20 protein-coding genes and 2 tRNA genes are annotated in these 19353 nt (G+C 70.6%); 15 read left to right on the top strand and 7 right to left on the bottom strand.

What is annotated here, in order from left to right; all coding sequences use genetic code 11:
* Positions 1-56 precede the first annotated feature (56 nt).
* Positions 57-545 carry a metallophosphoesterase family protein gene (locus CAP_RS11120; RefSeq protein WP_044239590.1) on the top strand — a complete coding sequence of 163 codons (489 nt, stop codon included), beginning with the start codon at positions 57-59 and terminating at the stop codon, positions 543-545.
* 200 nt (positions 546-745) lie between these two features.
* On the opposite strand, the gene CAP_RS11115 is transcribed toward CAP_RS11120, so the two are convergent.
* Together CAP_RS11115 and CAP_RS11110 are read right to left on the bottom strand one after the other, a co-directional pair.
* Positions 746-821: transfer RNA gene (locus CAP_RS11115), tRNA-Lys, on the bottom strand.
* A gap of 65 nt (positions 822-886) precedes the next feature.
* Positions 887-960: transfer RNA gene (locus tag CAP_RS11110), tRNA-Arg, on the bottom strand.
* Positions 961-1057: 97 nt separating this feature from the next.
* Here CAP_RS11110 and CAP_RS44255 point away from each other — a divergent pair.
* Both CAP_RS44255 and CAP_RS11100 read left to right on the top strand, forming a co-directional pair.
* A complete protein-coding gene (locus tag CAP_RS44255; protein WP_156040684.1) occupies positions 1058-1666 on the top strand; it encodes a hypothetical protein in 609 nt (202 codons plus the stop codon).
* A 127-nt stretch (positions 1667-1793) separates the two neighbouring features.
* Positions 1794-2786: a penicillin-insensitive murein endopeptidase gene (locus tag CAP_RS11100; RefSeq protein WP_052374782.1), complete on the top strand. Its 993-nt coding sequence runs from the start codon at positions 1794-1796 to the stop codon at positions 2784-2786.
* Between the two features lie 13 nt (positions 2787-2799).
* On the opposite strand, the gene CAP_RS11095 is transcribed toward CAP_RS11100, so the two are convergent.
* The 3 genes from CAP_RS11095 to CAP_RS11085 form a co-directional block, all read right to left on the bottom strand.
* Positions 2800-3246 carry a hypothetical protein gene (locus CAP_RS11095; RefSeq protein ID WP_044239588.1) on the bottom strand — a complete coding sequence of 149 codons (447 nt, stop codon included), beginning with the start codon at positions 3244-3246 and terminating at the stop codon, positions 2800-2802.
* Between the two features lie 97 nt (positions 3247-3343).
* Entirely contained in the window at positions 3344-4126 is a 783-nt protein-coding gene (locus tag CAP_RS11090; protein WP_044239585.1) for an exodeoxyribonuclease III, read from the bottom strand.
* A 69-nt stretch (positions 4127-4195) separates the two neighbouring features.
* The gene (locus CAP_RS11085; RefSeq protein WP_044239582.1) at positions 4196-5074 is read right to left on the bottom strand and encodes an alpha/beta fold hydrolase; all 879 of its coding nucleotides are present in this window, start codon (positions 5072-5074) and stop codon (positions 4196-4198) included.
* 46 nt (positions 5075-5120) lie between these two features.
* Between CAP_RS11085 and CAP_RS11080 the strand changes: the two genes are divergently transcribed.
* Entirely contained in the window at positions 5121-5654 is a 534-nt protein-coding gene (locus tag CAP_RS11080) for a pentapeptide repeat-containing protein (protein ID WP_052374779.1), read from the top strand.
* 219 nt (positions 5655-5873) lie between these two features.
* Here CAP_RS11080 and CAP_RS11075 read toward each other — a convergent pair whose 3' ends face one another.
* On the bottom strand, positions 5874-6536 hold the full coding sequence (locus CAP_RS11075) for a response regulator (protein WP_231511309.1): 663 nt from the start codon (positions 6534-6536) through the stop codon (positions 5874-5876).
* Positions 6537-7026: 490 nt separating this feature from the next.
* Between CAP_RS11075 and CAP_RS52170 the strand changes: the two genes are divergently transcribed.
* Together CAP_RS52170 and CAP_RS47835 are read left to right on the top strand one after the other, a co-directional pair.
* Positions 7027-7422 (top strand): response regulator, encoded by a 396-nt coding sequence (locus CAP_RS52170; protein WP_052374776.1) that lies wholly within the window; start codon positions 7027-7029, stop codon positions 7420-7422.
* Positions 7423-7595: 173 nt separating this feature from the next.
* A complete protein-coding gene (locus tag CAP_RS47835; RefSeq protein WP_081864764.1) occupies positions 7596-10700 on the top strand; it encodes an AAA family ATPase in 3105 nt (1034 codons plus the stop codon).
* 550 nt (positions 10701-11250) lie between these two features.
* Here CAP_RS47835 and CAP_RS11060 read toward each other — a convergent pair.
* Entirely contained in the window at positions 11251-12114 is an 864-nt protein-coding gene (locus tag CAP_RS11060; RefSeq protein WP_044239579.1) for a hypothetical protein, read from the bottom strand.
* Positions 12115-12309: 195 nt separating this feature from the next.
* On the opposite strand from CAP_RS11060, the gene CAP_RS44250 reads away from it, so the two are divergent.
* The 9 genes from CAP_RS44250 to CAP_RS11015 all read left to right on the top strand — a co-directional run bounded on the left by CAP_RS44250 (position 12310) and on the right by CAP_RS11015 (position 19346).
* The gene (locus CAP_RS44250) at positions 12310-13371 is read left to right on the top strand and encodes a hypothetical protein (protein WP_197041124.1); all 1062 of its coding nucleotides are present in this window, start codon (positions 12310-12312) and stop codon (positions 13369-13371) included.
* Positions 13372-13378: 7 nt separating this feature from the next.
* Positions 13379-14044 (top strand): hypothetical protein, encoded by a 666-nt coding sequence (locus tag CAP_RS11050; RefSeq protein ID WP_044239576.1) that lies wholly within the window; start codon positions 13379-13381, stop codon positions 14042-14044.
* A 284-nt stretch (positions 14045-14328) separates the two neighbouring features.
* Complete coding sequence (locus CAP_RS11045; RefSeq protein WP_044239574.1) at positions 14329-14523, top strand: hypothetical protein; 195 nt, start codon at positions 14329-14331, stop codon at positions 14521-14523.
* Positions 14524-14619: 96 nt separating this feature from the next.
* Positions 14620-14814 (top strand): Flp family type IVb pilin, encoded by a 195-nt coding sequence (locus CAP_RS11040; protein ID WP_044239571.1) that lies wholly within the window; start codon positions 14620-14622, stop codon positions 14812-14814.
* A 296-nt stretch (positions 14815-15110) separates the two neighbouring features.
* The gene (locus CAP_RS11035; protein WP_044239568.1) at positions 15111-15671 is read left to right on the top strand and encodes a prepilin peptidase; all 561 of its coding nucleotides are present in this window, start codon (positions 15111-15113) and stop codon (positions 15669-15671) included.
* On the top strand, positions 15671-16258 hold the full coding sequence (locus tag CAP_RS11030; protein WP_044239565.1) for a TadE/TadG family type IV pilus assembly protein: 588 nt from the start codon (positions 15671-15673) through the stop codon (positions 16256-16258). The genes CAP_RS11035 and CAP_RS11030 overlap by 1 nt, the downstream gene beginning before the upstream one ends.
* Before the next feature lie 18 nt (positions 16259-16276).
* Positions 16277-17860 carry a TadE/TadG family type IV pilus assembly protein gene (locus tag CAP_RS11025; RefSeq protein ID WP_044239563.1) on the top strand — a complete coding sequence of 528 codons (1584 nt, stop codon included), beginning with the start codon at positions 16277-16279 and terminating at the stop codon, positions 17858-17860.
* A 14-nt stretch (positions 17861-17874) separates the two neighbouring features.
* Positions 17875-18426, top strand: a complete 552-nt coding sequence (locus CAP_RS11020) for a TadE/TadG family type IV pilus assembly protein (protein WP_197041123.1) — start codon at positions 17875-17877, stop codon at positions 18424-18426.
* Positions 18423-19346: a hypothetical protein gene (locus tag CAP_RS11015; protein WP_044239555.1), complete on the top strand. Its 924-nt coding sequence runs from the start codon at positions 18423-18425 to the stop codon at positions 19344-19346. Before CAP_RS11020 ends, CAP_RS11015 begins: the two co-directional genes overlap by 4 nt.
* Positions 19347-19353 lie beyond the last annotated feature (7 nt).

The following is a 19353-nucleotide window of genomic DNA, read 5'->3' as shown; positions in this document are numbered from 1 at the left end:
CGGCCCCGCGCCCACGCCTGCTGGCTCTTCACCACCAGCCGCGCCACCTTCCTCGGGTGGCTCGTCCCCGCACCCGTGAGCATCTCCTCGGCGTCATCTCCGACACCCACGGACTCGTGCGCCCTCAGGCGCTCACCGCGCTCGCGGGCGTGGAGCGCATCCTCCATGCGGGTGACATCGGCTCACCCGACGTCCTCGACGCCCTCCGCGCCGTGGCACCCGTCGTGGCCGTGCGCGGCAACAACGACCGCGGCGCGTGGGCCGAGCGGCTCCCCGACACCGAGCACCTCGCCCTCGGCGGCGCGCGCATCCACCTGCTCCACGACCTGAACCAGCTCGCGTGCGACCCCGTCGCGGAGCGCTTCACGGTGGTCATCGCCGGACACACGCACCGCCCGCGCATCGACGATCGTGACGGCGTCCTCTTCTTCAACCCGGGCAGTGCGGGACCGCGGCGCTTCAAGCTCCCGCTCACCGTCGGGCGTTTGCGGGTGATGGCTGGCCGAGTGCACGCGGAGATCGTTCAGCTCGAACAGGACGGCTGAAGCGCTGACCGTCGAAGCTGCTGCGCGTCCCGGTCCCGGTCTCGCGCCCGCCCCGCCCCGCGCCCATCTCCGCCCCGCCCTGCCCCGCCTACCCGCGCGCCCCAGAACGCCGAAAGCCCGACGAACCTGAGGTTGCCGGGCTTCCTGCCTTCACATCGGCCCCACCGCCATCGCTGGCGGCTGGGTGCGTCGATCAATGCTGGTGGGTCATGAAGGACTCGAACCTTCAGCCAATGGATTAAGAGTCCACTGCTCTACCAATTGAGCTAATGACCCAGCTTTGTTGTCAAAGGAAGCTACCGGAGACCTGGCTGGTATTGCATCGCACTCGTCGGATCCGGCACGCCCGGCCTGATTCGAACAGGCGACTTTCGGATTCGAAGTCCGACGCTCTATCCAGCTGAGCTACGGGCGCTCCTGCCGGTCCCCCAGGGGAACTGGCGGGACGCTTCTACCTGCCTGCACCCGACCTGTCAAGACGACCTGCTCGCAATTGGGGTATGCTCCCGCGCATGTCCGTCACCGCCAGCACAGCCACCGCCGGTTCCACCTCCCTCCGACAGCTCCTGGCCGACCGGGCATCCGCCGCCGAGATCACCCGCACCCTCGACGCCCTCTCGCCCGAGGAGCGTGTCGAGGCTGCCCTCGCCGTCACGGGCAAGTGGGTGGGCCGCCTCTACGAGGCCATGGAGGGCTCGCCGCTCAGCTCCCTCGACGAACTCGCGCCGCCTGCCGAGACGGGCGTCATCATCTACGAGGGCCGCAACTCGCTCCCCCTCTTCTCCCGCTTCCAGAAGCGCTTCACCCGCATGGGCAGCAGCATCGTCGGCTACAACCACCAGACCATGTCCTTCGTCACCGGACCTGGGTACTTCGTGGTCAAGCCGCCGAGCGGCACGGCACCCGCGCCCGAGGAGCTCTACTTCGACTACACCGAGCCTCCCCCGGGCGAGCCTGCCGGGTGGCCCGCCTACAAACCGAACACGGCCGGCTTCTCGCGCGCCGTCTATGCCGACATGAAGGACTACATGCGCCGCGTCGCGCGCGGCGTCATCGTGGGCAAGGCCTACAAGAAGGGCATCGATCAAGGCGCCTACTTCTCACTGAGCCGCGCCGTCTGACGACTCGCTGGGCGGGGTGACCCTGGTCGCCGATGCCTGCGGCCTCACGACTGCCTTCGCACCATCGCTCGCGCCCACAGACACGCCTCGTCCTTCACCGCCAGCCCCGAGCCGCGCCCCTGGATCGATGCACCGCTCTCCTCACACGCCTCCGTCTCGCCTCCTCCTTCGCGTCCTCTTCCCGCTCACGCTGAGCGCCCTCCTCGGCATCCCGGCGCCCTCGCACGCCGCTCCTGAAAAGACCGCCAGCGCGAAGACCTCCAGCGCGAAGACCTCGAACACGAAGACTGCCAGCGCGAAGACCTCCAGCGCGAAGACCTCGAACACGAAGACTGCCAGCGCGAAGAGCGCCAAGGCTTCTGGCGCGAAGGTCGCGGACGCGAAGGCGGCGAGCGCCAGAGCGGCGGGCGCCAGGACTGCCGACACGAAGCTCAAGGGCTGCTTCTCTCTCGGCGCGCCCAACCGCGGCACCCTCTCTGGTGGCACCCGGCTTCGCTCCACCCGGCATCTCGAGGTCAGACCTGGCGCCCGCGCCTGGGGCGTTCCCCAGCTCGTGCATGCCCTCCAGCGCGCTGCCACGCAGGTCAACAAGAAGCACGGCCGCTCCGTCCTCCTCGTCGGCGACCTCTCCAGCCAGGGGGGTGGCGAGCTCGATGGCCACCGCTCCCACCAGACGGGCCGCGACGCCGACATCGGCTTCTACGGCATGAACTCCAAGGGCAAGCCCGTCCAGCTCAAGCGCTTCGTCGCCTTCGACAGCGCCGGCGCGGCGCGGGGCACCCCGAGCTGGGTGCGCTTCGACGACGCGCGCAACTGGACCCTCGTCGCTTCCCTCCTCGAAGACCGCAGCGCCAGCGTCCGCTACCTCATCGTCTCCTCGGCCCTCCGCGCGCGCCTCCTCGCCTACGCGGCCCGCAAGAAGGTCCCGCAGGACCTCCTCGATCGCGCCGCTGCGGCCATGATCAGCCCGCGGGACGGCTCCCACGACAACCATTTTCATCTTCGCATCGCCTGTCCGGAGGCGATGCGCGGCGCGTGCACCGAGGAGTCTTTCCAGCGCAGCAGCCCCAGGGGCGATGGCGCCGCGCCTGCCGCCGCTCCCGCCGACATCTACGAGTGACGCCGCCCTCGGGTCAGGGTTCGAGCCGCAGGGACGCCGCGGCTGCGTCGCGCGCCGACTGCTCCGCCTCGCGGTCCTCCCACGCGCACACGTAGCTCGCGCACACCAGAAGCTCCCCGTCGGACACGAACCACACCACCACCAGCTCGTCGCCTACCCGGAACGACGCCGACGCCATCGCGCCCTGCGGGTGCGGACCCGAGCTCACGGCCAGCGGAGACGCGATCCCCCGCCGCGCGCCCCAGTCGCGCGCCACCGCTTCCAGCGCCTCGGGCTCTCCCGGCGGCACATCGTCGGCTGGCAGGAGCGGCACCATCACCGAGAACGTCCCCGCCCCGTCCTCGGCCCCGAAGGTCACTGGAGGCAGCTCCGCCGTGTCGGCGAACGTCGCGTCCTCCAGCACCTCGCCCCAGCCGGGTGGCAGCACGACCGTGAAGCCCTCATAGGCGACTCTTCCCATCCCGCACTCCTCGCCGCTCCTCGCTGCTCCTCGCCGCGCCTCGCCGCGCCTCGCCGCGCCTCGCCGCTCCTCCCGCCTCTCCTCTGCGCTTCCCCGCTCAGGGCCTCGGCCCCAGCGCCACCACCACGGGCGCGTGGTCCGAAGGCCGGTCCAGCTCCCGCGGGCGCGTATCGATCGACACCTCTGTGCAGCGCGCCACGAGCGATTGCGAGAGCAGCGCCAGATCGATGCGCAGCCCCTGGTTCTTGCGGTACGCCCCCATCCGGTAGTCCCACCAGCTGAACTGCTTCTGCTCCGGGTGCTTCTCCCGGAATGCATCCACGAGGCCCCAGTCCATGAGCCGCTTGAGCGCCGCGCGCTCGTCCGGGTGGAACAGCACCTTGCCCTCCCAGCGCTTCGGATCGTGCACGTCGATCGGCTCGGGGGCCACGTTGAAGTCCCCGCAGATCAGCACGTCCTCCGTGGGCTTCTGGTGCGCTGCCACCTCCTGCCGCAGCCGGTCCAGCCACTCCAGCTTGTAGGCGAAGGCGGGCAGACCCACCGCTTGCCCGTTGGGCACGTACACGTTGATGATCCGCACCCCCTCCACCGTCGCCGCGATCATCCGCCGCTGCGCGTCGGCCACGTCGGTGTCGAAGTTGCGCTTCACGTCCTCGATGGCCAGACCGAAGCGCGCCAGGATCGCTACCCCGTTGTACGTCTTCTGCCCGAAGACTGCCGACCGGTAGCCGGCCTCGGACAGCGCCTCTTCAGGGTACTGCGCGTCCTCGCACTTGATCTCCTGCAGGCAGACCACATCGGGCGTCGCCCGGGCCAGCCAGCCCGTGAGCTGTTCGAGCCGCGTCCGCACCGAGTTCACGTTCCAGGTCGCGATGCGCATGGTCCCGAGCCGATACCCGACCCGCCCCCCGGTGACCAGCGGGAGCGTGGGGGCCGACAGGCCCCTGCCTCAAAGAACCTCGGTCACGGCGGAGAGGAGGCCTTCGGGGTCGTCCACGTGCACCCAGTGGCCGGCTTCGGGCAGCACCCGCACGCTCACCCGCGGGGAGGTCGCCGCCAGCGCCACGAGCCGCGCGCGCGTGTCTTCCGGCACCGACGTCGACTTGCCCCCGAGCACCACCCGCACTTCCTCCGCGCCGCGCGGATCTTCCAGCGCGTCCCACTGATCTTGCGCGAAGTAGTCCTCCAGCAGCGCCTCGATTGCGCCGAGGTCCAGCCGCAGCCGCAGCCCATCGTCTCCCCGGCGCACGTTCATCGCCAGCCAGTCGGCGACGGCGCGGCTCAGCCCCCGACCCCGCACCTGCTCCAGGAACGCCTCCCGCGACGCGAACGGCTGCGGCAGGCCCTTCAGCACCTCCAGCACCTCCCGCGAACTCGGATCGCGCCGCTCACCGAAGCGTGCTCCGGGGTCCGAATCGAGCACGAAGGCCCTGGCCACGGGCCCTCCCGGCTCCTCGCCGCGCGCGCGCCGACCCAGGTATGCGAGTGCCACCTTCCCCCCGAACGAGTGCCCCATCACCCCGTGCACCCCGTGGCCCAGCGCAGCGGCGACACCACCCAGATCGGCGGCGGCTGCCTCCACCGTGTGCGGCGGCGCCAGGTCCTGCGACAACCCGTGGGCGCGCAGATCCACCAGGACCAGACCCCACCCTGGCCGCGCGTCCACCACCCGCCGCGCGAACGTACGCCAGTTCGGCCCCGAGCCCAGGATCCCGTGCAGAACGAGCATCCACCGCTCCGGCGTCGCCCCGGCGGCGGTGACGACCGCGTGGTGGAGCACCGGCGAGGACTCGGATGACGGGGACGACGTGGACTTCGTGGTCGACATGAAACCTCCCGGGCGGCCCGCTGTGGCGGGGTAGTAGCATGGCCCCATGGCGAAGAAGCACGACGATCGGCCGAAGGCAGACAAGGGCAAGTCCGAGCGCTTCGTGGACGCGAAGCTCACGGCTGCCGAGTTCGAGGATGTCGACCTCGAACGGGCCCGCTTCCACGACGTCACCCTCGCGGACGCCACCTTCGACGACGTTGGACTCGAACGCGCGCGCCTCCACAATGTCGGCTTCGCCGCCGCCCACCTCGACGACGTCACCTTCGCGGGGGCCACCCTCAAGAACGCGAGCTTCGCCGGCGCCACCCTCGACGACGCCAGCTTCGCCAAGGCCACGCTCCATAACGTCGACCTCGCCCACGCCACCCTCGATGACGTCAGCCTCGCCGGCGCCACCGTCAAGAATGCCGACGCCTCGGGCAGCCGCTGGTCCGACGTGAACCTCCGCGATGCTCAGCTCGAAGACGCGGACCTCCGCGGCCTTCGCATCTCCGGCTGCAAGCTCGAAGGCCTCACCATCGACGGCGTCCGCATCGACGAGCTGCTCCAGGCCGCGAAGGCCAGGCAACCCGGCTGACGGCCTCCGGGCTTCACCGGACGCGTGTCATCGATCCCTCGGCGCGGCGCTCTGCGAACGCTCAACGCGCGTCACCGATCCCTCGGCGCGGCGCTCTGCGGTGGCAACGGGGGTAGCGACCAACGGGAGCGTAGGGGCCGACAGGCCCCTGTTCCAGGGTACGCAGTACCGGGAGTGCAGGGGCTGACAGGCCCTGTTCCAGGGTACGCAGTACCAGTACTAAGCTTCGATGAGGCCGGTGCGGACGGCGATGCGGGTCAGCTCGACGGCGCTCTTGCAGCCGAGCTTCGCGTAGATGCGGACGCGGTGCGTCTCGACCGTCTTCGGGCTGATGGTCAGCCGCGCGGCGGTCTCGCGGGTGGACACGCCGGCGGCGAGGAGGCGCAGCACCTGACGCTCGCGGGGAGTCAGTGCGTCGAGGCCGCCGGTGCCTTCGCTGGCTGGCTTGCGCATGGCGCGCACCACGGCGCCGGCGATGCGGGGGGACAGGGGTGCGCCGCCCGTGGCGATGCGCCGGATGCCTTCGATCACCTCTTCGAGCTTCGACGTCTTCACGAGGTAACCCTGCGCGCCTGCGCGCAGCGCCTCGGCCACCCGGAACTCGTCGTCGTAGCCGCTCAGCACGAGGAGCTTCGCTTGCGGGAGCTGCGCGCGGAGGGCGCCGAGCAGCTCGATGCCGTCCCGATCGGGGATGTTCAGGTCCACGAGCACCACGTCCGGGCGGCACTGCGCCGTCTCTCTCAGCGCGTCGGCGGCGGTACCGGATTGACCAACCACGGACATGTCGGGCTCGTCTGCGAGCGCTCGGGCGAAACCCTCACGAACGACAGGGTGATCGTCGATGAGGTAGACGTTGATCTTACTCGTGGAGGTGTCCGGCATAGATACCAAGGAGGAGGGCGGAAAAGCCTTCCGGCCACAATTCGATACCCGGACAGCGGTCAAGTCAAGCGACTGCGGCCATCGCGGGAGAGACCCTACAGGGGTATCAGGCCGGCGGGGACCCGCAAGAGAAACCTGCGCGCCCGTGGAGTGCCATCTTCTTACAAGGTTTCCTCGCTCTCTGGACAGCCTCTGGACGGCGGGCATGAAGGACAACGGCGGGGCGCTCCGTGCAATGCGCGCCGGACATCCGGGGCAGCAACTTCAATGGCAGCCAGGATGCAGGCGCCGGTCACGCCCGGTCACGTCCGGTCACGCGCGGTCACGTCCGGTCACGTCCGGTCACATGCAGCGGCCGGGGATCGGGTGTCCTGACGACCAGCGGCTGGACGGCCAAGACCGCGTGAAGAGGCATGCACGCCGGGGATGGCCGCCGGGCGGGACGACGTGCCCACGTGCACGGCTCGGCAGTTCCTGTACCCTGCGGACAGTGACGGACGAACTGGCCACCCCGCTCGAAGCCGGCCCCTTGGTGTACGTCATCGACGACGACATCGCGGTCGTGGACTCGCTCGTGGACGTGCTCACCTTCGAGGGCTTCACCATCGAGGCCTTCACGGATCCCCTGGAAGCACTCGCCCGCATGCGCAGCGGAGCGCGCCCGTCCGTGCTGCTACTCGACATGGTCATGCCGGAGATGAACGGCAGCGAGGTCCTCGACGCCCTGGAGGCGACGGGCCTCAGCGTCCCCGTCGTGCTCCTCTCCGGGGTGCGCGAACCCGGTGACGCAGCCGCACGCGCGGCTGCCGTCCTCCCCAAGCCTTGCAACCTCGACGACCTGCTTGCCACGCTCCAGCGTGTGCTCGGCGACAGCCCCGTGCCTTGAAGAGCTGACTGCGGTCCTCGCCGATCCTCGCCGATCCTCAGCGTTTCTCGCCCGTCCCCCGCGCGGTGTCGCGCCCCATCCCCCGGCCTCGCCGTCGACCGACCCGCCCCTCGATTCACCACCCTGCTCCGGGGCTGCGCGTTCGACGTGGAAGGCGCTATGGTGCCCTCCCTATGTCCGCCCGCGAGCTGCTTGCCAGCGAGTGCCGCAAGATCCTGGACCCTGACGCGTTCGAGTTCACCACCACCCAGGACGTCACCCCTTTGCCCGCGGGGATGCCCTCGCAGGAGCGCGCCCTCACCGCGCTCGCCTTCGGGCTCGACATCCGCCAGCCGCGCTTCCACGTCGTCGTCGTCGGCGCGCCCGGCACGGGCCGCACCTTCTGCGCGCGCGACGTCGCCAGGCGCATCGCCCTCTCGCGCCCCACGCCCGACGACCTCCTGCTCCTGCCGAACCCCCACCGCCCGAGCGAGCCCACGGTCCTCTCGCTCCCCCCTGGCGAGGGGCGCCCGTTCGTCGAGGCCATGGAGGAGCTGCACGCGAAGCTCGTCGACGCCCTGCGCGGCGCGACCGAGGGCGAGCGCTTCAAGCAGGCGCGCGCCAAGATCCAGCGCCGGGTACGCGCCGAGGAGCGCAAGCTCGAGGAGCAGCTCAAGGTCTCGGCCCGCGCCCTCGGCTTCGACCTCGTGCGCACCGGCGACGAGGTGCAGCTCTCGCCGCTCGAAGGCGAGGCCGAGCACCCCAAGCAGCGCGCCGCCACGAACCTCGACACCGCGGTCTCCACCAACCTGAACGCCGTCCTCTCTGCGAACCTCGACGCGCCTGGGACGCCCACCTCGCCCACCTCGCCCACCTCGCCCACCTCGCCCGCCGCGCCCGCCACGCCCGCCACAGCCGGTGCGCCCACGACACCTGGTGCGCCCGCCACGCCCGGTGCTCCCGGTGCTCCCGGTGCTCCCGGTGCGCTTGCCGCGCCCACCGCGCCCGCCGTGTCCAGCGCCCACACCTCCGGTGCCCACGCCCCCGGCACTCCGGCCATGCCTGCCGAGATCTCCGCGGGACCGCGTCACGCCGACAGTGCCAGCGACGACGATGACGACGACGACGACGATGACGATGACGATGACGATGACGACGACGTCAGCGACGCTGCCGACGTCGACAACGCTGCCGACGCTGGCGCCCCCCGGGCAGCACATGCCCTCGCCGACCTTGCGCCCGCCGTCCCCGCGTATCCGCCCGGCGAATCCCCGCCCTCGTCGGACCTCTACGACCCGGAGGCCGCGGTCCCCACCGACCGGCTCCCTCTCGACCGGCTCCCCGCCGCTGCACTCGCTGCCCATGCCGAGCACGCCGCGCGCCAGGATCACGCGGTCTCCGCCGCGCCTGCCGACCCGACTGCGCACGCCGCGCTCCAGGGCCACCCCTCGCTCACCGAGCCTGCGTCGCACTCCGACCGCCTCCTCATCGACACCTTCACGAGCGACGACGCCGCCGCCGTGCTCCGCAGCGACGAGGCCGCCGTCGAGCCGCTCCACGAGGTCGCCGTCCTCGTCGAGGACTTCGAGGCGCGCCTCGCCTCGGTGCAGGACGAGGCCGAGATCGAGCTGCGCACGGTGATCAAGCAGCTCATCGTCGAGGGCGTGAAGGGCTGCTTCCAGCCGGTGCGCGCGCGCTTCCAGGGCCGCGCCGACATCGCCGCCTTCCTCGGCGACGTGGAGACCGTGGTCTCGAAGGAGCTACGCCTCCTCGTCGAGGAGAGCAGGAATGACGAGGCGGCCACCCTCGCCCGCGGCATCGTGGTGCCGACCCAGCTCACCGAGCACAAGCCGGGCAGCGGCGCGCCCGTCATCGAGGTCCCCTACCCCACCCTCACCGCGCTCTTCGGCCGCACCCACGTACCCCCCGACGAGGGCTTCCCGCCGGAGCCTGGCTTCGCCGTCGCCGGCGCGCTCCACCAGGCGAATGGCGGCTTCTTGCTCCTGCCGGCGGGGGCGCTTCTCAAGAACGAGGCGCTCTACGAGCAGCTCAAGGCCTGCCTGCTCGCCGGCAAGTTCATCGTGCCGGAGCACAACCCGTCTTACTTCCGCGGCACCGCCGAGGAGCTGCTCCTCCCCCAGATCCCGCTCGATCTCAAGGTGGTGCTGGTGACGAGCCCCATGCTCTACCACGAGCTGCACGAGGTCGACCCCGAGTTCTCCCAGCTCTTCAAGGTGGAGGCGCGCTTCGAGTCGACGCTCCCCATCGAGCAGGCCGTGCAGACCTACCCCTCGTTCCTCGCCGGCATCGCCCGCGACAAGGGCCTGCCTCCCCTCACCGCCGACGCCGTGGCCGCGCTGCTCTTCCACGCCGGCAGGCTCGCCGAGAGCCAGACCCGGGTGAGCGCGCAGATCGGACTCATCGCCGAGGTGGCGCTGGAGGCCGCCCACCGCGCGCAGCAGCGGCAGCTCGGGGTCATTGACGGGGCGATGGTGCAGGAGGCGCTCGACGCGGCGCTGCGCCGCGGCGGCCACTTCCGCGACCAGATGCACAAGCTCCTCGCCGACGGGACGATCCGCATCGACACCACGGGGACGCGCGTGGGCCAGGTGAACGCGATCTCCGTGCTCTCCGACGGCCCCCAGAGCTTCGGGCGCCCCTGCCGGGTGACCGCGGTGGTGTACCCGGGCAACGAGGGCCCGGTGAACATCGCCCGCGAGGTGGAGATGAGCGGCCCGATCCACAGCAAGGGCGTGCTGGTGCTGACGGGCTTCCTGGCGCTGCGCTTCGCCCACCGGCGGCCGCTGTCGTTCGGCGCGTCGCTGGTCTTCGAGCAGACCTACGAGCCGATCGAAGGTGACAGCGCCTCCCTCGCCGAGCTGTTCGCGCTCCTCTCCGCGCTCTCGGGCATCCCCATCCGGCAGGACCTCGCCGTGACCGGGAGCATCGATCAGCAGGGGATCATCCAGCCCGTGGGCGGCATCAACGACAAGGTGGAGGCCTTCTTCGATCTGTGCGCTGCCAAGGGCTTGACCGGCACCCAGGGCGCGCTGATCCCGAAGACCAACCGCGACGCAGTGATGCTGCGGCAAGACGTGGTGGCCGCCATCGAGGCCGGCAAGTTCCACCTGTACGAGGTGACGACCGTGGAAGACGGCGTGGCCCTGATCACCGGCACCCCTGCCGGCGAGCATGGCTCCGAGGGCACCTACGCCGAAGGCACCGTGTTCCACGCCATCGACAAGCGCCTCGACCAGTTCCACCAGGCCATCCGCGCCTTCCGGCACGGCGCCGTGTAGTGCCAGGGCCGCCAGCACCTGCGCGGCATGCGAGCGCCACGCGAACACCCCCGAGGGGGGTCGGTGCCGGGGTCGAACCTCGCCCAAGGCACCCCCGAGGGGGGTCGGCGCCGGGGTCGAACCTCGTTCAACCACCCCCGAGGGCGGCCACCACCAGGGTCGAACCCCGACCAGGGCACCCCCGCGGGGGGTCGGTGCCGGGGTCGAACCTCGTTCAACCACCCCTGAAGAGGGTCGGTGCCGAGGTCGAACCCCGAAGAGGCACCCCTCGGGAGGGGTCGGCGCGTGGTTCAGGTCGCGTTGGTGGGGGGTTGGGGAGGTCGGTGGGGGGTCGAACCCCGACGAAGCACCCCTCGGGGGGGTCCGCGCCGGGGTCGAGCCTCGTTGACGAGACCCCGCGGGGGGGGGCGGGGTCGAGGTCGAACCCCGGCTGGTCCCCCTTGCAGGGGTGGTGGGGGCGGGGTCGAACCTCGTGAAGAGACCCCTCGGGGAGGTCGCCGGGAGGTGGAACCTCGATCGGCGCCCCGAGGGGCGGAGGGCCTCCGCGGGCTCAGCGAGGCGTGGGCGCGGGCGTGGACGTGGACGTGACGTTGTCGTCATCGTCCCGGACCAGGCTCTCGACGGGGCCTGAGGGGGGCGCGTCGGGATCGACGTCGCCTGTCGCGGGGTCGACGTCCTCGACGCGGCGGCGCGCGCGCAGGTAGAGGCGGATGGCCTCATTCTGCTGGAAAATCGGGCCGAGCAGGTCGGTGCGCGCGTCGAGGTCGGTGCCGCTCGCCCTCGGGTAGAGGCCGAGGATCATCGCCACGACCTCCAGCATCAGCTCCTGGCCACGGGCGCGGGCGCTCCTCACGTCGCCGAAGGTCGTGGTGCTCTTCGGGGCCTCCAGCGCGGCGCGGTAGTCGACGGCGAGCTGGGTGAGGCGCGCCGCCTGGCGTTCCAGGTGGAGGACGGTGACGAGCGGCTGGAGGTCGCCCTGGAGGCGCCCCACGATACGGTCGACGGCGGCGAGCTCGTCGACGTACGGGAGCGAGGTGATCGCGGCGACGCCCGCCGGGAAGATCTCACGCATGAAGGTGCCGACCCGCTCGACGATGCCGTCGCCGGAGACCGCCGTGTCGGCCTGCGCCTGGGCGACGTTGCGCAAGGCGGTGAGGGTGCGGTCGACGAGGCTGTCGATCTCCTGCACCAGGACCTCTCCAGGGAGGTGGATGGGCTTGCCGGTCTTGCCCGACCAGCGCGCGTCGAGCTGGCGGGTCTGGTGGTCGTGCTCGAGACAGAGCTCGATGTGGGCTTCGAGCGGGGGGAGGTTCCGCTGGTGGGCGCGGGCGAGCACCTGCTGCATCGCGAAGAGACGCCTGCCCGTCGAGAACTGGTAGAGGTTTAAAAGGCTGCCGAGAGACATGTCGATCATACTGGCTCCTTGCCGCGTGAGGGTCGTGCGGTCCCGGATGGGAACGCGGGGTCATGGTCCGCGGAACCCGGCCGGCTGGGAAGTGGAAAAATCGAGCACCACGGGCGCCACGTCGCGCCGCATGGACGCCATGTCACGCGGGGACGCCATGTCGCGCGGGGACGCCATGTCGCGCGGGAAGGAGGCGTGGCGGTGGTGAGGCAGCGTCCCACCCTGGTGTCGGTGCTCCTCGCCGTTGGCGGGGCCTCGGCGCTGCTCCTCCTGGAGGAGCGGCTCCCGCCCGCGGGTCTCGCGCCAGCGCTGCTCGGAGGAGCGCTGGTGCTGGTGACCATGCTGTCGCTCCTGCGCGAGCTGCGGCGGCGTGACCGCCTGGCCATCGCGGGCGGCGCCGCAGTGCTGGGCTTCTTCGCGGGCGTGTCGGCGGGAGCCGGGGCGCATCCGTGGGCGCTCGGGTACGGGGGCGCGTGGCTGCCGACGATCCTGCTGTTCGTGGGGGGCGTGGGGCGGGAGCGGCTGGCCTTCGAGCTGGAACGGCTGGAGACAGCGTGCGACGTCCCGGCGAAGCGCGCGGGGGCGCTCGCGCGCGCGCAGCAGATCCGCGCGGAGACAGGCCTGAGGGCGCGGGCGCTGGATCCCGAGGGCACGGGAGCGCCCGAGCACGCGGGGGATCCGCGGGCCGTGCACGCTTACGCGGCGCAGGTGGTGGGGTACGCGCTCTCGCTGGAGGGGCGGTTCGCGGAGGCCGCGGCGTCGCTCGGGGAGGTGCCGGCGCGCTGGATGCCGGGGCCGATGCGGGTGCTGATGCGGTGCAACCTGTCGTTCTGGCGGCTGTGCGCGGGCGACGTGACGGGCGCGCAGGAGGCGCTCGACGGCCTCGGCGAGAGCGACGCCCCCGAGGCTGCGCGCCCTGCGCTTCGGGCGGCGCGCGCGGCGGTGCTGGTGCGATCGGGTGAACCGGCAGCGGCGCTCGACATCGTGGGGAAGGTGGACGGGGAGCGGGGGGAGCCGGGGTGGGTGCGGCAGCGCTACCGCGTGACGCGGGCGCACGCGCTCGCGGCGCTGGGCGACGAGGAGGGGGCGCGGGCAGCGCTCGGGCAGGTCGCCGACGAGGGAGACGCAGGCCGGGAGGAGCTGCGGCGGTGGGTGCCGGCCGGGGGACCCGCGGCAGGGATGATCGCGGAGATGGCGGGGCGAGAGAACGCCGCGGCACGGGGCGCCGGGAGAACCGGTGCGGGCGAGGGCGAGGGCGAGGTATAGTGAGGGCATGCTCCGCTTGATGATGGTCGCGCTCGCGCTGGGACCTCTCGGGTGCAAGGCGCTGGAGCCACCCCCGCCGCCGCCCCAGGTGATCGCGGTGCGGGTGGAGAGCGATCCGGGCCGGCCGCTGGCAGGTGTCGACCTCCTCTACAACGGGCAGAAGGTCGCGCAGACCGACACCAGCGGCGTCGGCAAGCTGCGGCTCGGGGGGCGCGATGGAGAGCTGTTCGACATCAAGGTGGTGTGCCCGCAGGGCTACGCCTCGCCCGAGCGGCCCGTGCAGGTGATGCTGCGGCGCCTCGCCGACTCGTCGAAGAACCCGGAGTACTCGGCGTCGTGCCCTCCGAGCACGCGCAGCGTGGTGGTCGCGGTGCGGGCCGACGGCGCGCCGAACCTGCCGGTGACGTACCTGGGCCGCGAGGTGGCGCGCACCGACGAGAGCGGCGCGGCGCACGTGCTGCTCAAGCTGCAGCCTGGTGAGCAGTTCGATCTGACGCTCGACACGCGCGACAAGGGGGGCGACCTGCGGCCGCAGAACCCGGCGCAGAGCTTCACCGTGGGCCAGCGCGACGACGTGTTCACGTTCGACCAGAAGTTCGAGCGCGTCGCGGCGGTGACGCAGCCTCGCTACCGCGGCCCGGCGCGGCCCGCGGGCCCCACACGTATTCCCTGAGGCGCACGCGCACTCCCGCGGGCCGAGGCGCGACGCATGAGGGGCGACGCGCGACGCGCGACGCATGGTGCATGACGCGCCATGACCGGCCGGGGTTGTGGGTGGGGCAAGCAGCGCGGCAGGTTGGACCGTGGAAGAGATAAAAATCCGCGGCTGACGACGCGCTGTGCTGCGCTGTGCCACCCAGGTTGATCTTTGCGATCCCTGGCCGCTGTTTTTGCGGACGGGTCTCCGTACACGTTGCGGCAGCATCGCACGGGGGCGTACCCTGGCTCGCAGGTACGATGATCGCTCCCACGAAGAAGGCCAATGTGGCGCCGAGCCGGGACCTGCGCAGAGATACGCGCGGGGCCGTCTCCACCGAGTACCTGGTCCTCGTCGGGACCGTCGGGATCGGGATGGCTGTCGCGCTGGCCGCGCTGGGCCCCGGGCTGGTCAGAAACTATGAGCAGACCCGGAGCATGGTCGCGGCCCCGTGACCAGTCGTGACGAGTAGTGAGGAGAGCGCGCTCGCGCGCATGGTGATGAAAAGGGGCGCCACAGCCGCCCTCCCTGGCAGATCGAGGAGATTGATCATGGACAAGATGACGCTGGTGAACCGGAACTTCCTCAAGGACACCCGTGGCGCGAACCTCGTCGAGTACATCGTCCTCGTCGGCGTGGTCGCCCTCATCGCGCTCGCCGGCTACAAGTTCTTCGGCACCAAGGTGACCGACAAGATCAACGAGCAGGCCAACTCGGTGAGCAACATCAACGGCGAAGGCAAGTAACCACGCGGCGTGATGCGGCGGCAGGGCGAGGTGTCGGCGCGGTGACGCGGCGACACGGCGCCCCGGTGACACCGAGCCTCCGCGTCCCGCGTTTGCCTGCGTCGCCCGCGTCGCGCGGGGCTGGTCGGGAGGCGCAGGTCTCTCGTCTCCAAGCCAGCCCACCCGCGCAGCGCGGCGTAATCGTGCCGGCTGGTCTGCGAGGCCAGCGCTCGATGATCGGGCTGGCCCACGAGGCCGGCCCGCATTCGCTTTGATGGTCCGGAGGGTGACGCGCGCAGGCGAGGGGTTGCGTAAGGATGCTCGGGCAGCACCACTTCCTGGCGTCCGCGATCGTGGTGACGGCGATCGCCGCCTTCCATGACTGGCGCACGGGGGAGATCCCGAACTGGGTGACCCTCGGGCCGCTCTGCGTCGCGCCGCTCGCGCATTTCGGCGCACGCGTGCTCGGGGGCGGCTCGTTCCAGGCGGGCGCCGAGGCGCTCGGCGCGTCGATCCTCGGCGCGATCGTCTGCGCCATGGTGCCCATCCTGCTCTACCGGATGAGCGACGGGCGCGCCTTCGGCGGCGGTGACGTGAAGCTGCTCGCCGCGGTGGGGGCCATCATGCGGCCCATGGTGGGGATCGAGGCGGAGTACTACGCGATCTTCGCCGGGCTGCTGATCGGGCTCGGGAAGCTCGCCTACGAGGGCAAGCTGATGCGCACGCTGAAGAACACGGTGGCGCTCGCGGTGAACCCGATCCTGCCCCGCCACCTTCGCCGGGAGGTGTCTCCCGAGATGATGACCATGACGCGCTTCGGTCCGGCAATCTTCCTCGGGACGTGCTGCGCCGCGCTCACCAACTGGAGGGACTCCTGATGGCTCGTTCGCTCCGCGCGCTCCCAGAGCGCCTGGTCTCCACCGCCGCGAAGACACGCCCTTCGCGCGCTCCGCACGCCGGCGACGCCATGCCCGAGGGCGACGGTCGAGACGGCGCGCCGTCGCTCCTCAAGGACAAGCGAGGCGCGGTGTACGTCGAGTTCCTCGGGGTGTTCTTCCCGTTGTTCACGATGTTCCTCGCGCTCGTGCAGTTCGCGTTCGTGCAGACGGCGAGCATCCTCGTGCGGCACGCCGCGCTGCGGGCCGCGCGCACGGCGTCGGTGATCCTGCACGACAACCCCGCCTTCTACGGCGGCGCGACGCAGGGGAACGTCACGCCGCAGAAGCAGCAGATGGCCGCGGATTTCGCCAAGATCCCGCTGAAGACGCTGGGCAACGCGGAGGCGGCGACCGTCACCTTCGACAAGCCGAACTACGGGCGCAACGACCTGATCAAGGCCACCGTCCGCTACCCCTACGGCTGCAACGTGCCCGTCGGCAAGCTGGCGGCGTGCGGCGCCGACGGCGAGCGGCTCATCGAGGCCGAGGCCTCGATGCCCAACCAGGGTGCAGATTTCATTTACTGAGCACGAGGACGCCGCGCCATGACCCAGAACCCGAAGCCTGCCTGCGCGCACCGCTCTCTCTCGGATCTCCATCACGATCGCCGCGGCGCGGTGATCGTGATGGCGCTGTTCATGTCGATCTTCCTGGTGGGGTGCCTCTGGTACCTCATCGGCATCGGCGACGCGGCCGTCTACAGGGCGCGGGTCGACGCGGGCGCGGACGCCGTGGCCTACACGGCGGCGGTGTTCCACGCGCGCGGCATGAACATGATCGCGATGCTGAACCTGATCATCGCCGCCTCGGTGGCGTTGATCGTGGTCGCGAAGACGCTGAACTACATCATCGGCATCGTCTATTACGCGGCGAGCTGGATGTGCACCTCGACGGCGCCCGAGCTGCCGCCCGGGACCTGCGACGTCGCCAAGGACGCGGGGGACCGCTACCACCGCCTCGTGCAGATCCTGGAGAAGCTCGAGGGCGAAGAGGGCGACAAGCTCCTCGCCAGCCTGAGCAAGGCGCAGCGCGAGATTGCGGAGCTCACGCCGTGGGTCGCGTCGACGGAGAGCACCGCGGTGGCCACGGGCTACAAGCCGATGACCAGCGGCCTCGCGGTGAGCCCCTCGATGATGCCGACCATGCCGCGGCTCGGGCTGCCGGTGATGGACGAGCCGTACCCCACGACGTGCTCGCGCGGCGGGGTCATCGGGCCGGAGATGGTCAAGCAGCTCATCCCGGTGGCATACCAGCCGATCCTCGAAGAGGCCGGGCAGAACGTCGACGCGATCATCGCCAGCTTCCCGACCGAGTACTGCGGCGACACGCACTACACCGGCGAGAGCATGCAGCTCTTCAACGAGAAGGACATCTGCGACGACCGCCAGAAGAAGGCCGATGAGCAGAAGAAGAACCAGAACGGCGGCGGCAACAACGGCGGCGGCAACGAGTTCGACCGCGACAAGTGCGTCGAGGAAGAGGGCCTGACCGAGGAGGAGAAGAAGAAGAAGAAGGACGAGAAGGACATCAAGGACGTCAAGCCTGAAGAGACCATGGACAAGGACCCGGAGCCGGAGCTGAAGAGCGCCAAGCAGATGATCCCGCAGGCGGTGAACGGCGCCGACTACTTCCAAGTCTACTCGATGGTCCAGGCCGACACGGCGATGCTCCACAAGACGGACAAGGGCGTGCTCATCGCCGCCGGGAGCCGGCAGGAGACGCTGGAGGCCGCGGAGTTCGAGGGGTGGGGCTACTCGCAGGCCGAGTTCTATTACGACCAGTCGGATGACGGCATGGGCAAGGACCGCTGCTGGGCCCAGGGCAGCGCCGGGAGCGGGTGCAACCTGACCTGGGACACGTACAAGGACAACGTGCTCTGGAACCTGCGCTGGCGCGCGCGGCTCCGGCTGGTCCGCATGCCGGCGCCCGGCGAGAACGGTCAGAACGTCGACGTCGACGTGCTCGGCGCGAACTTCCCCTCGTCGAACGGTGCCTCCGTGGAGAGCAGCGACTACGTGCCCTCGGAGACGCTCGAGAACTTCCAGGACCCGATCTCCAACGGCATCTTCGAGAAGGTGGTGCGCTGGAAGAAGCGGGTCATCGACATGGACTTCGACAAGGACGACTGAGTGGAGGACGCCCCATGAAGACCCGGGTCGAAACGTCGAGAGAGACAGGCGTGAGCGCGAGGAGAACGATCGCGTCACCTGCGGTGCGCACGGCGCGTGCGACGCGTGCGACACGCAGGGGAAGTCAGCGCGGCGCGGCGATGGTCGAGGCGCTGGTCGCCATCCCGTTCTTCATCCTGATGTTCATCTGCATGGTGTTCATCGGAGATCTGTACCGGAGCAAGCTCCAGACCCACCGCAGCTCGCTGGAGCTCGCGTGGGCCGACTCGCTCGCAGGCTGCGACACGACGACGCGCGGTCCGATGCCGGTGAGCGCGAACATCGATCTCAAGGACGCGGCGGGAGCGCCAGGCGCGGCGCTCTGCGAGGACGGGTTCGGGATCCTCACCGAGACGGTGCAGGGCGGGGTGAACCGGCCTTCGCCGCTGCCCTCGGGGATTACGCAGACCACGACCACGACCACCCTGATCTGCAACGAGAAGCCGGAGACCGGTGACTTCGACGGCGCCGCAGACTTTCTCTGGAACCTTTACGCTCCCCCGGAGCTGAAGACGGTGTCCCCATGAACCGACATGCCAGCACGCCGCGCCGCGAGCCGCGGGTAAAGAAGCTCGTCCGCCTCGGCGCCTACTGCGCCTTCGTCACCGCCCTCGCGGGGGGCCTCGCGCTGCGCTCGGCCTACGGGAGCGCGAAGTCGTCGGCGCTGGAGATCGGATCGGAGCTCGGGCGGCTCGGAGCGGTGGGGAGCGAGTCGCCGATCCTGATGAACGGCCAGCCGATCTACGTGTCGAGCACCGTGCAGCCGGTGGACTACGAGGACGTCCTCGATCGGGTGGAGGCGCGCTGCGAGCAGGAGCCGATGGCCCTCGTCGACGCGCTTCCCGGGCTGCCCGACAAGGTGCGCGAGGAGCTGCGGGCGCGGCAGCAAGACCGCGCCGCGGCCGGCGTGGTGCGGCACGACAACGGCGGCAAGGGGATGGTGGCCTGCTTCATGCGGCCCGAGGGCTCGACGACCATGGGGTCGCGGGTGGAGGCGCTGAATGCGTTCGTGGACACGGGGGACCTGAGCAAGCTCGGGAGCCTGCGCTACGTGTTCGCGGAGCGCACGGAGAACGGGAGCACGCACGTGGTCACGGCGTGGACCGACGGACCCTTCAACCTGTACAGCCTGGTGCCAAGCGGGGGAGACACGCCCGGCAGCGATCTCCCAGGCGTGCCGCGGCCGCTGCGCTCCGTGAGGCTGCTCACGGCGAGCGTGGAGGGCGTGCCGTACAGCGTGCGCATCTACGACTCGGAGGCGCCCGTGGAGGCCATCGTCGCGCAATACGACACGGACCTCACCGCGCGGGGCTGGGAGCTGAAGGCCGGCAAGCTGAAGACGGGTGAGCGGGTGTACGGGCGCGGAGGTGCGCACGTCTACGTGCTTCCCCGGGAAGACAAGGGCCGGACGCTGGTGTCGCTGATCCAGATGCCCGGGGCCGAGTAGCCAGCAC

The sequence above is a fragment of the Chondromyces apiculatus DSM 436 genome (assembly GCF_000601485.1).
GTDB lineage: Bacteria > Myxococcota_A > Polyangia > Polyangiales > Polyangiaceae > Chondromyces > Chondromyces apiculatus.
Note: the sequence above shows the minus strand (reverse complement) of the source record. Positions and strands in the feature narration are given on the sequence as shown.

Coding starts and splice junctions, on each gene's coding strand:
- CAP_RS44255 (WP_156040684.1), top strand. CDS start 1,058: ATGTCCGTCACCGCCAGCACAGCCACCGCCGGTTCCACCTCCCTCCGA.
- CAP_RS11100 (WP_052374782.1), top strand. CDS start 1,794: ATGCACCGCTCTCCTCACACGCCTCCGTCTCGCCTCCTCCTTCGCGTC.
- CAP_RS11095 (WP_044239588.1), bottom strand. CDS start 3,246: ATGGGAAGAGTCGCCTATGAGGGCTTCACGGTCGTGCTGCCACCCGGC.
- CAP_RS11090 (WP_044239585.1), bottom strand. CDS start 4,126: ATGCGCATCGCGACCTGGAACGTGAACTCGGTGCGGACGCGGCTCGAA.
- CAP_RS11085 (WP_044239582.1), bottom strand. CDS start 5,074: ATGTCGACCACGAAGTCCACGTCGTCCCCGTCATCCGAGTCCTCGCCG.
- CAP_RS11080 (WP_052374779.1), top strand. CDS start 5,121: ATGGCGAAGAAGCACGACGATCGGCCGAAGGCAGACAAGGGCAAGTCC.
- CAP_RS11075 (WP_231511309.1), bottom strand. CDS start 6,536: ATGCCGGACACCTCCACGAGTAAGATCAACGTCTACCTCATCGACGAT.
- CAP_RS47835 (WP_081864764.1), top strand. CDS start 7,596: ATGTCCGCCCGCGAGCTGCTTGCCAGCGAGTGCCGCAAGATCCTGGAC.
- CAP_RS11060 (WP_044239579.1), bottom strand. CDS start 12,114: ATGATCGACATGTCTCTCGGCAGCCTTTTAAACCTCTACCAGTTCTCG.
- CAP_RS11050 (WP_044239576.1), top strand. CDS start 13,379: ATGCTCCGCTTGATGATGGTCGCGCTCGCGCTGGGACCTCTCGGGTGC.
- CAP_RS11045 (WP_044239574.1), top strand. CDS start 14,329: ATGATCGCTCCCACGAAGAAGGCCAATGTGGCGCCGAGCCGGGACCTG.
- CAP_RS11040 (WP_044239571.1), top strand. CDS start 14,620: ATGGACAAGATGACGCTGGTGAACCGGAACTTCCTCAAGGACACCCGT.
- CAP_RS11035 (WP_044239568.1), top strand. CDS start 15,111: ATGCTCGGGCAGCACCACTTCCTGGCGTCCGCGATCGTGGTGACGGCG.
- CAP_RS11030 (WP_044239565.1), top strand. CDS start 15,671: ATGGCTCGTTCGCTCCGCGCGCTCCCAGAGCGCCTGGTCTCCACCGCC.
- CAP_RS11025 (WP_044239563.1), top strand. CDS start 16,277: ATGACCCAGAACCCGAAGCCTGCCTGCGCGCACCGCTCTCTCTCGGAT.
- CAP_RS11020 (WP_197041123.1), top strand. CDS start 17,875: ATGAAGACCCGGGTCGAAACGTCGAGAGAGACAGGCGTGAGCGCGAGG.
- CAP_RS11015 (WP_044239555.1), top strand. CDS start 18,423: ATGAACCGACATGCCAGCACGCCGCGCCGCGAGCCGCGGGTAAAGAAG.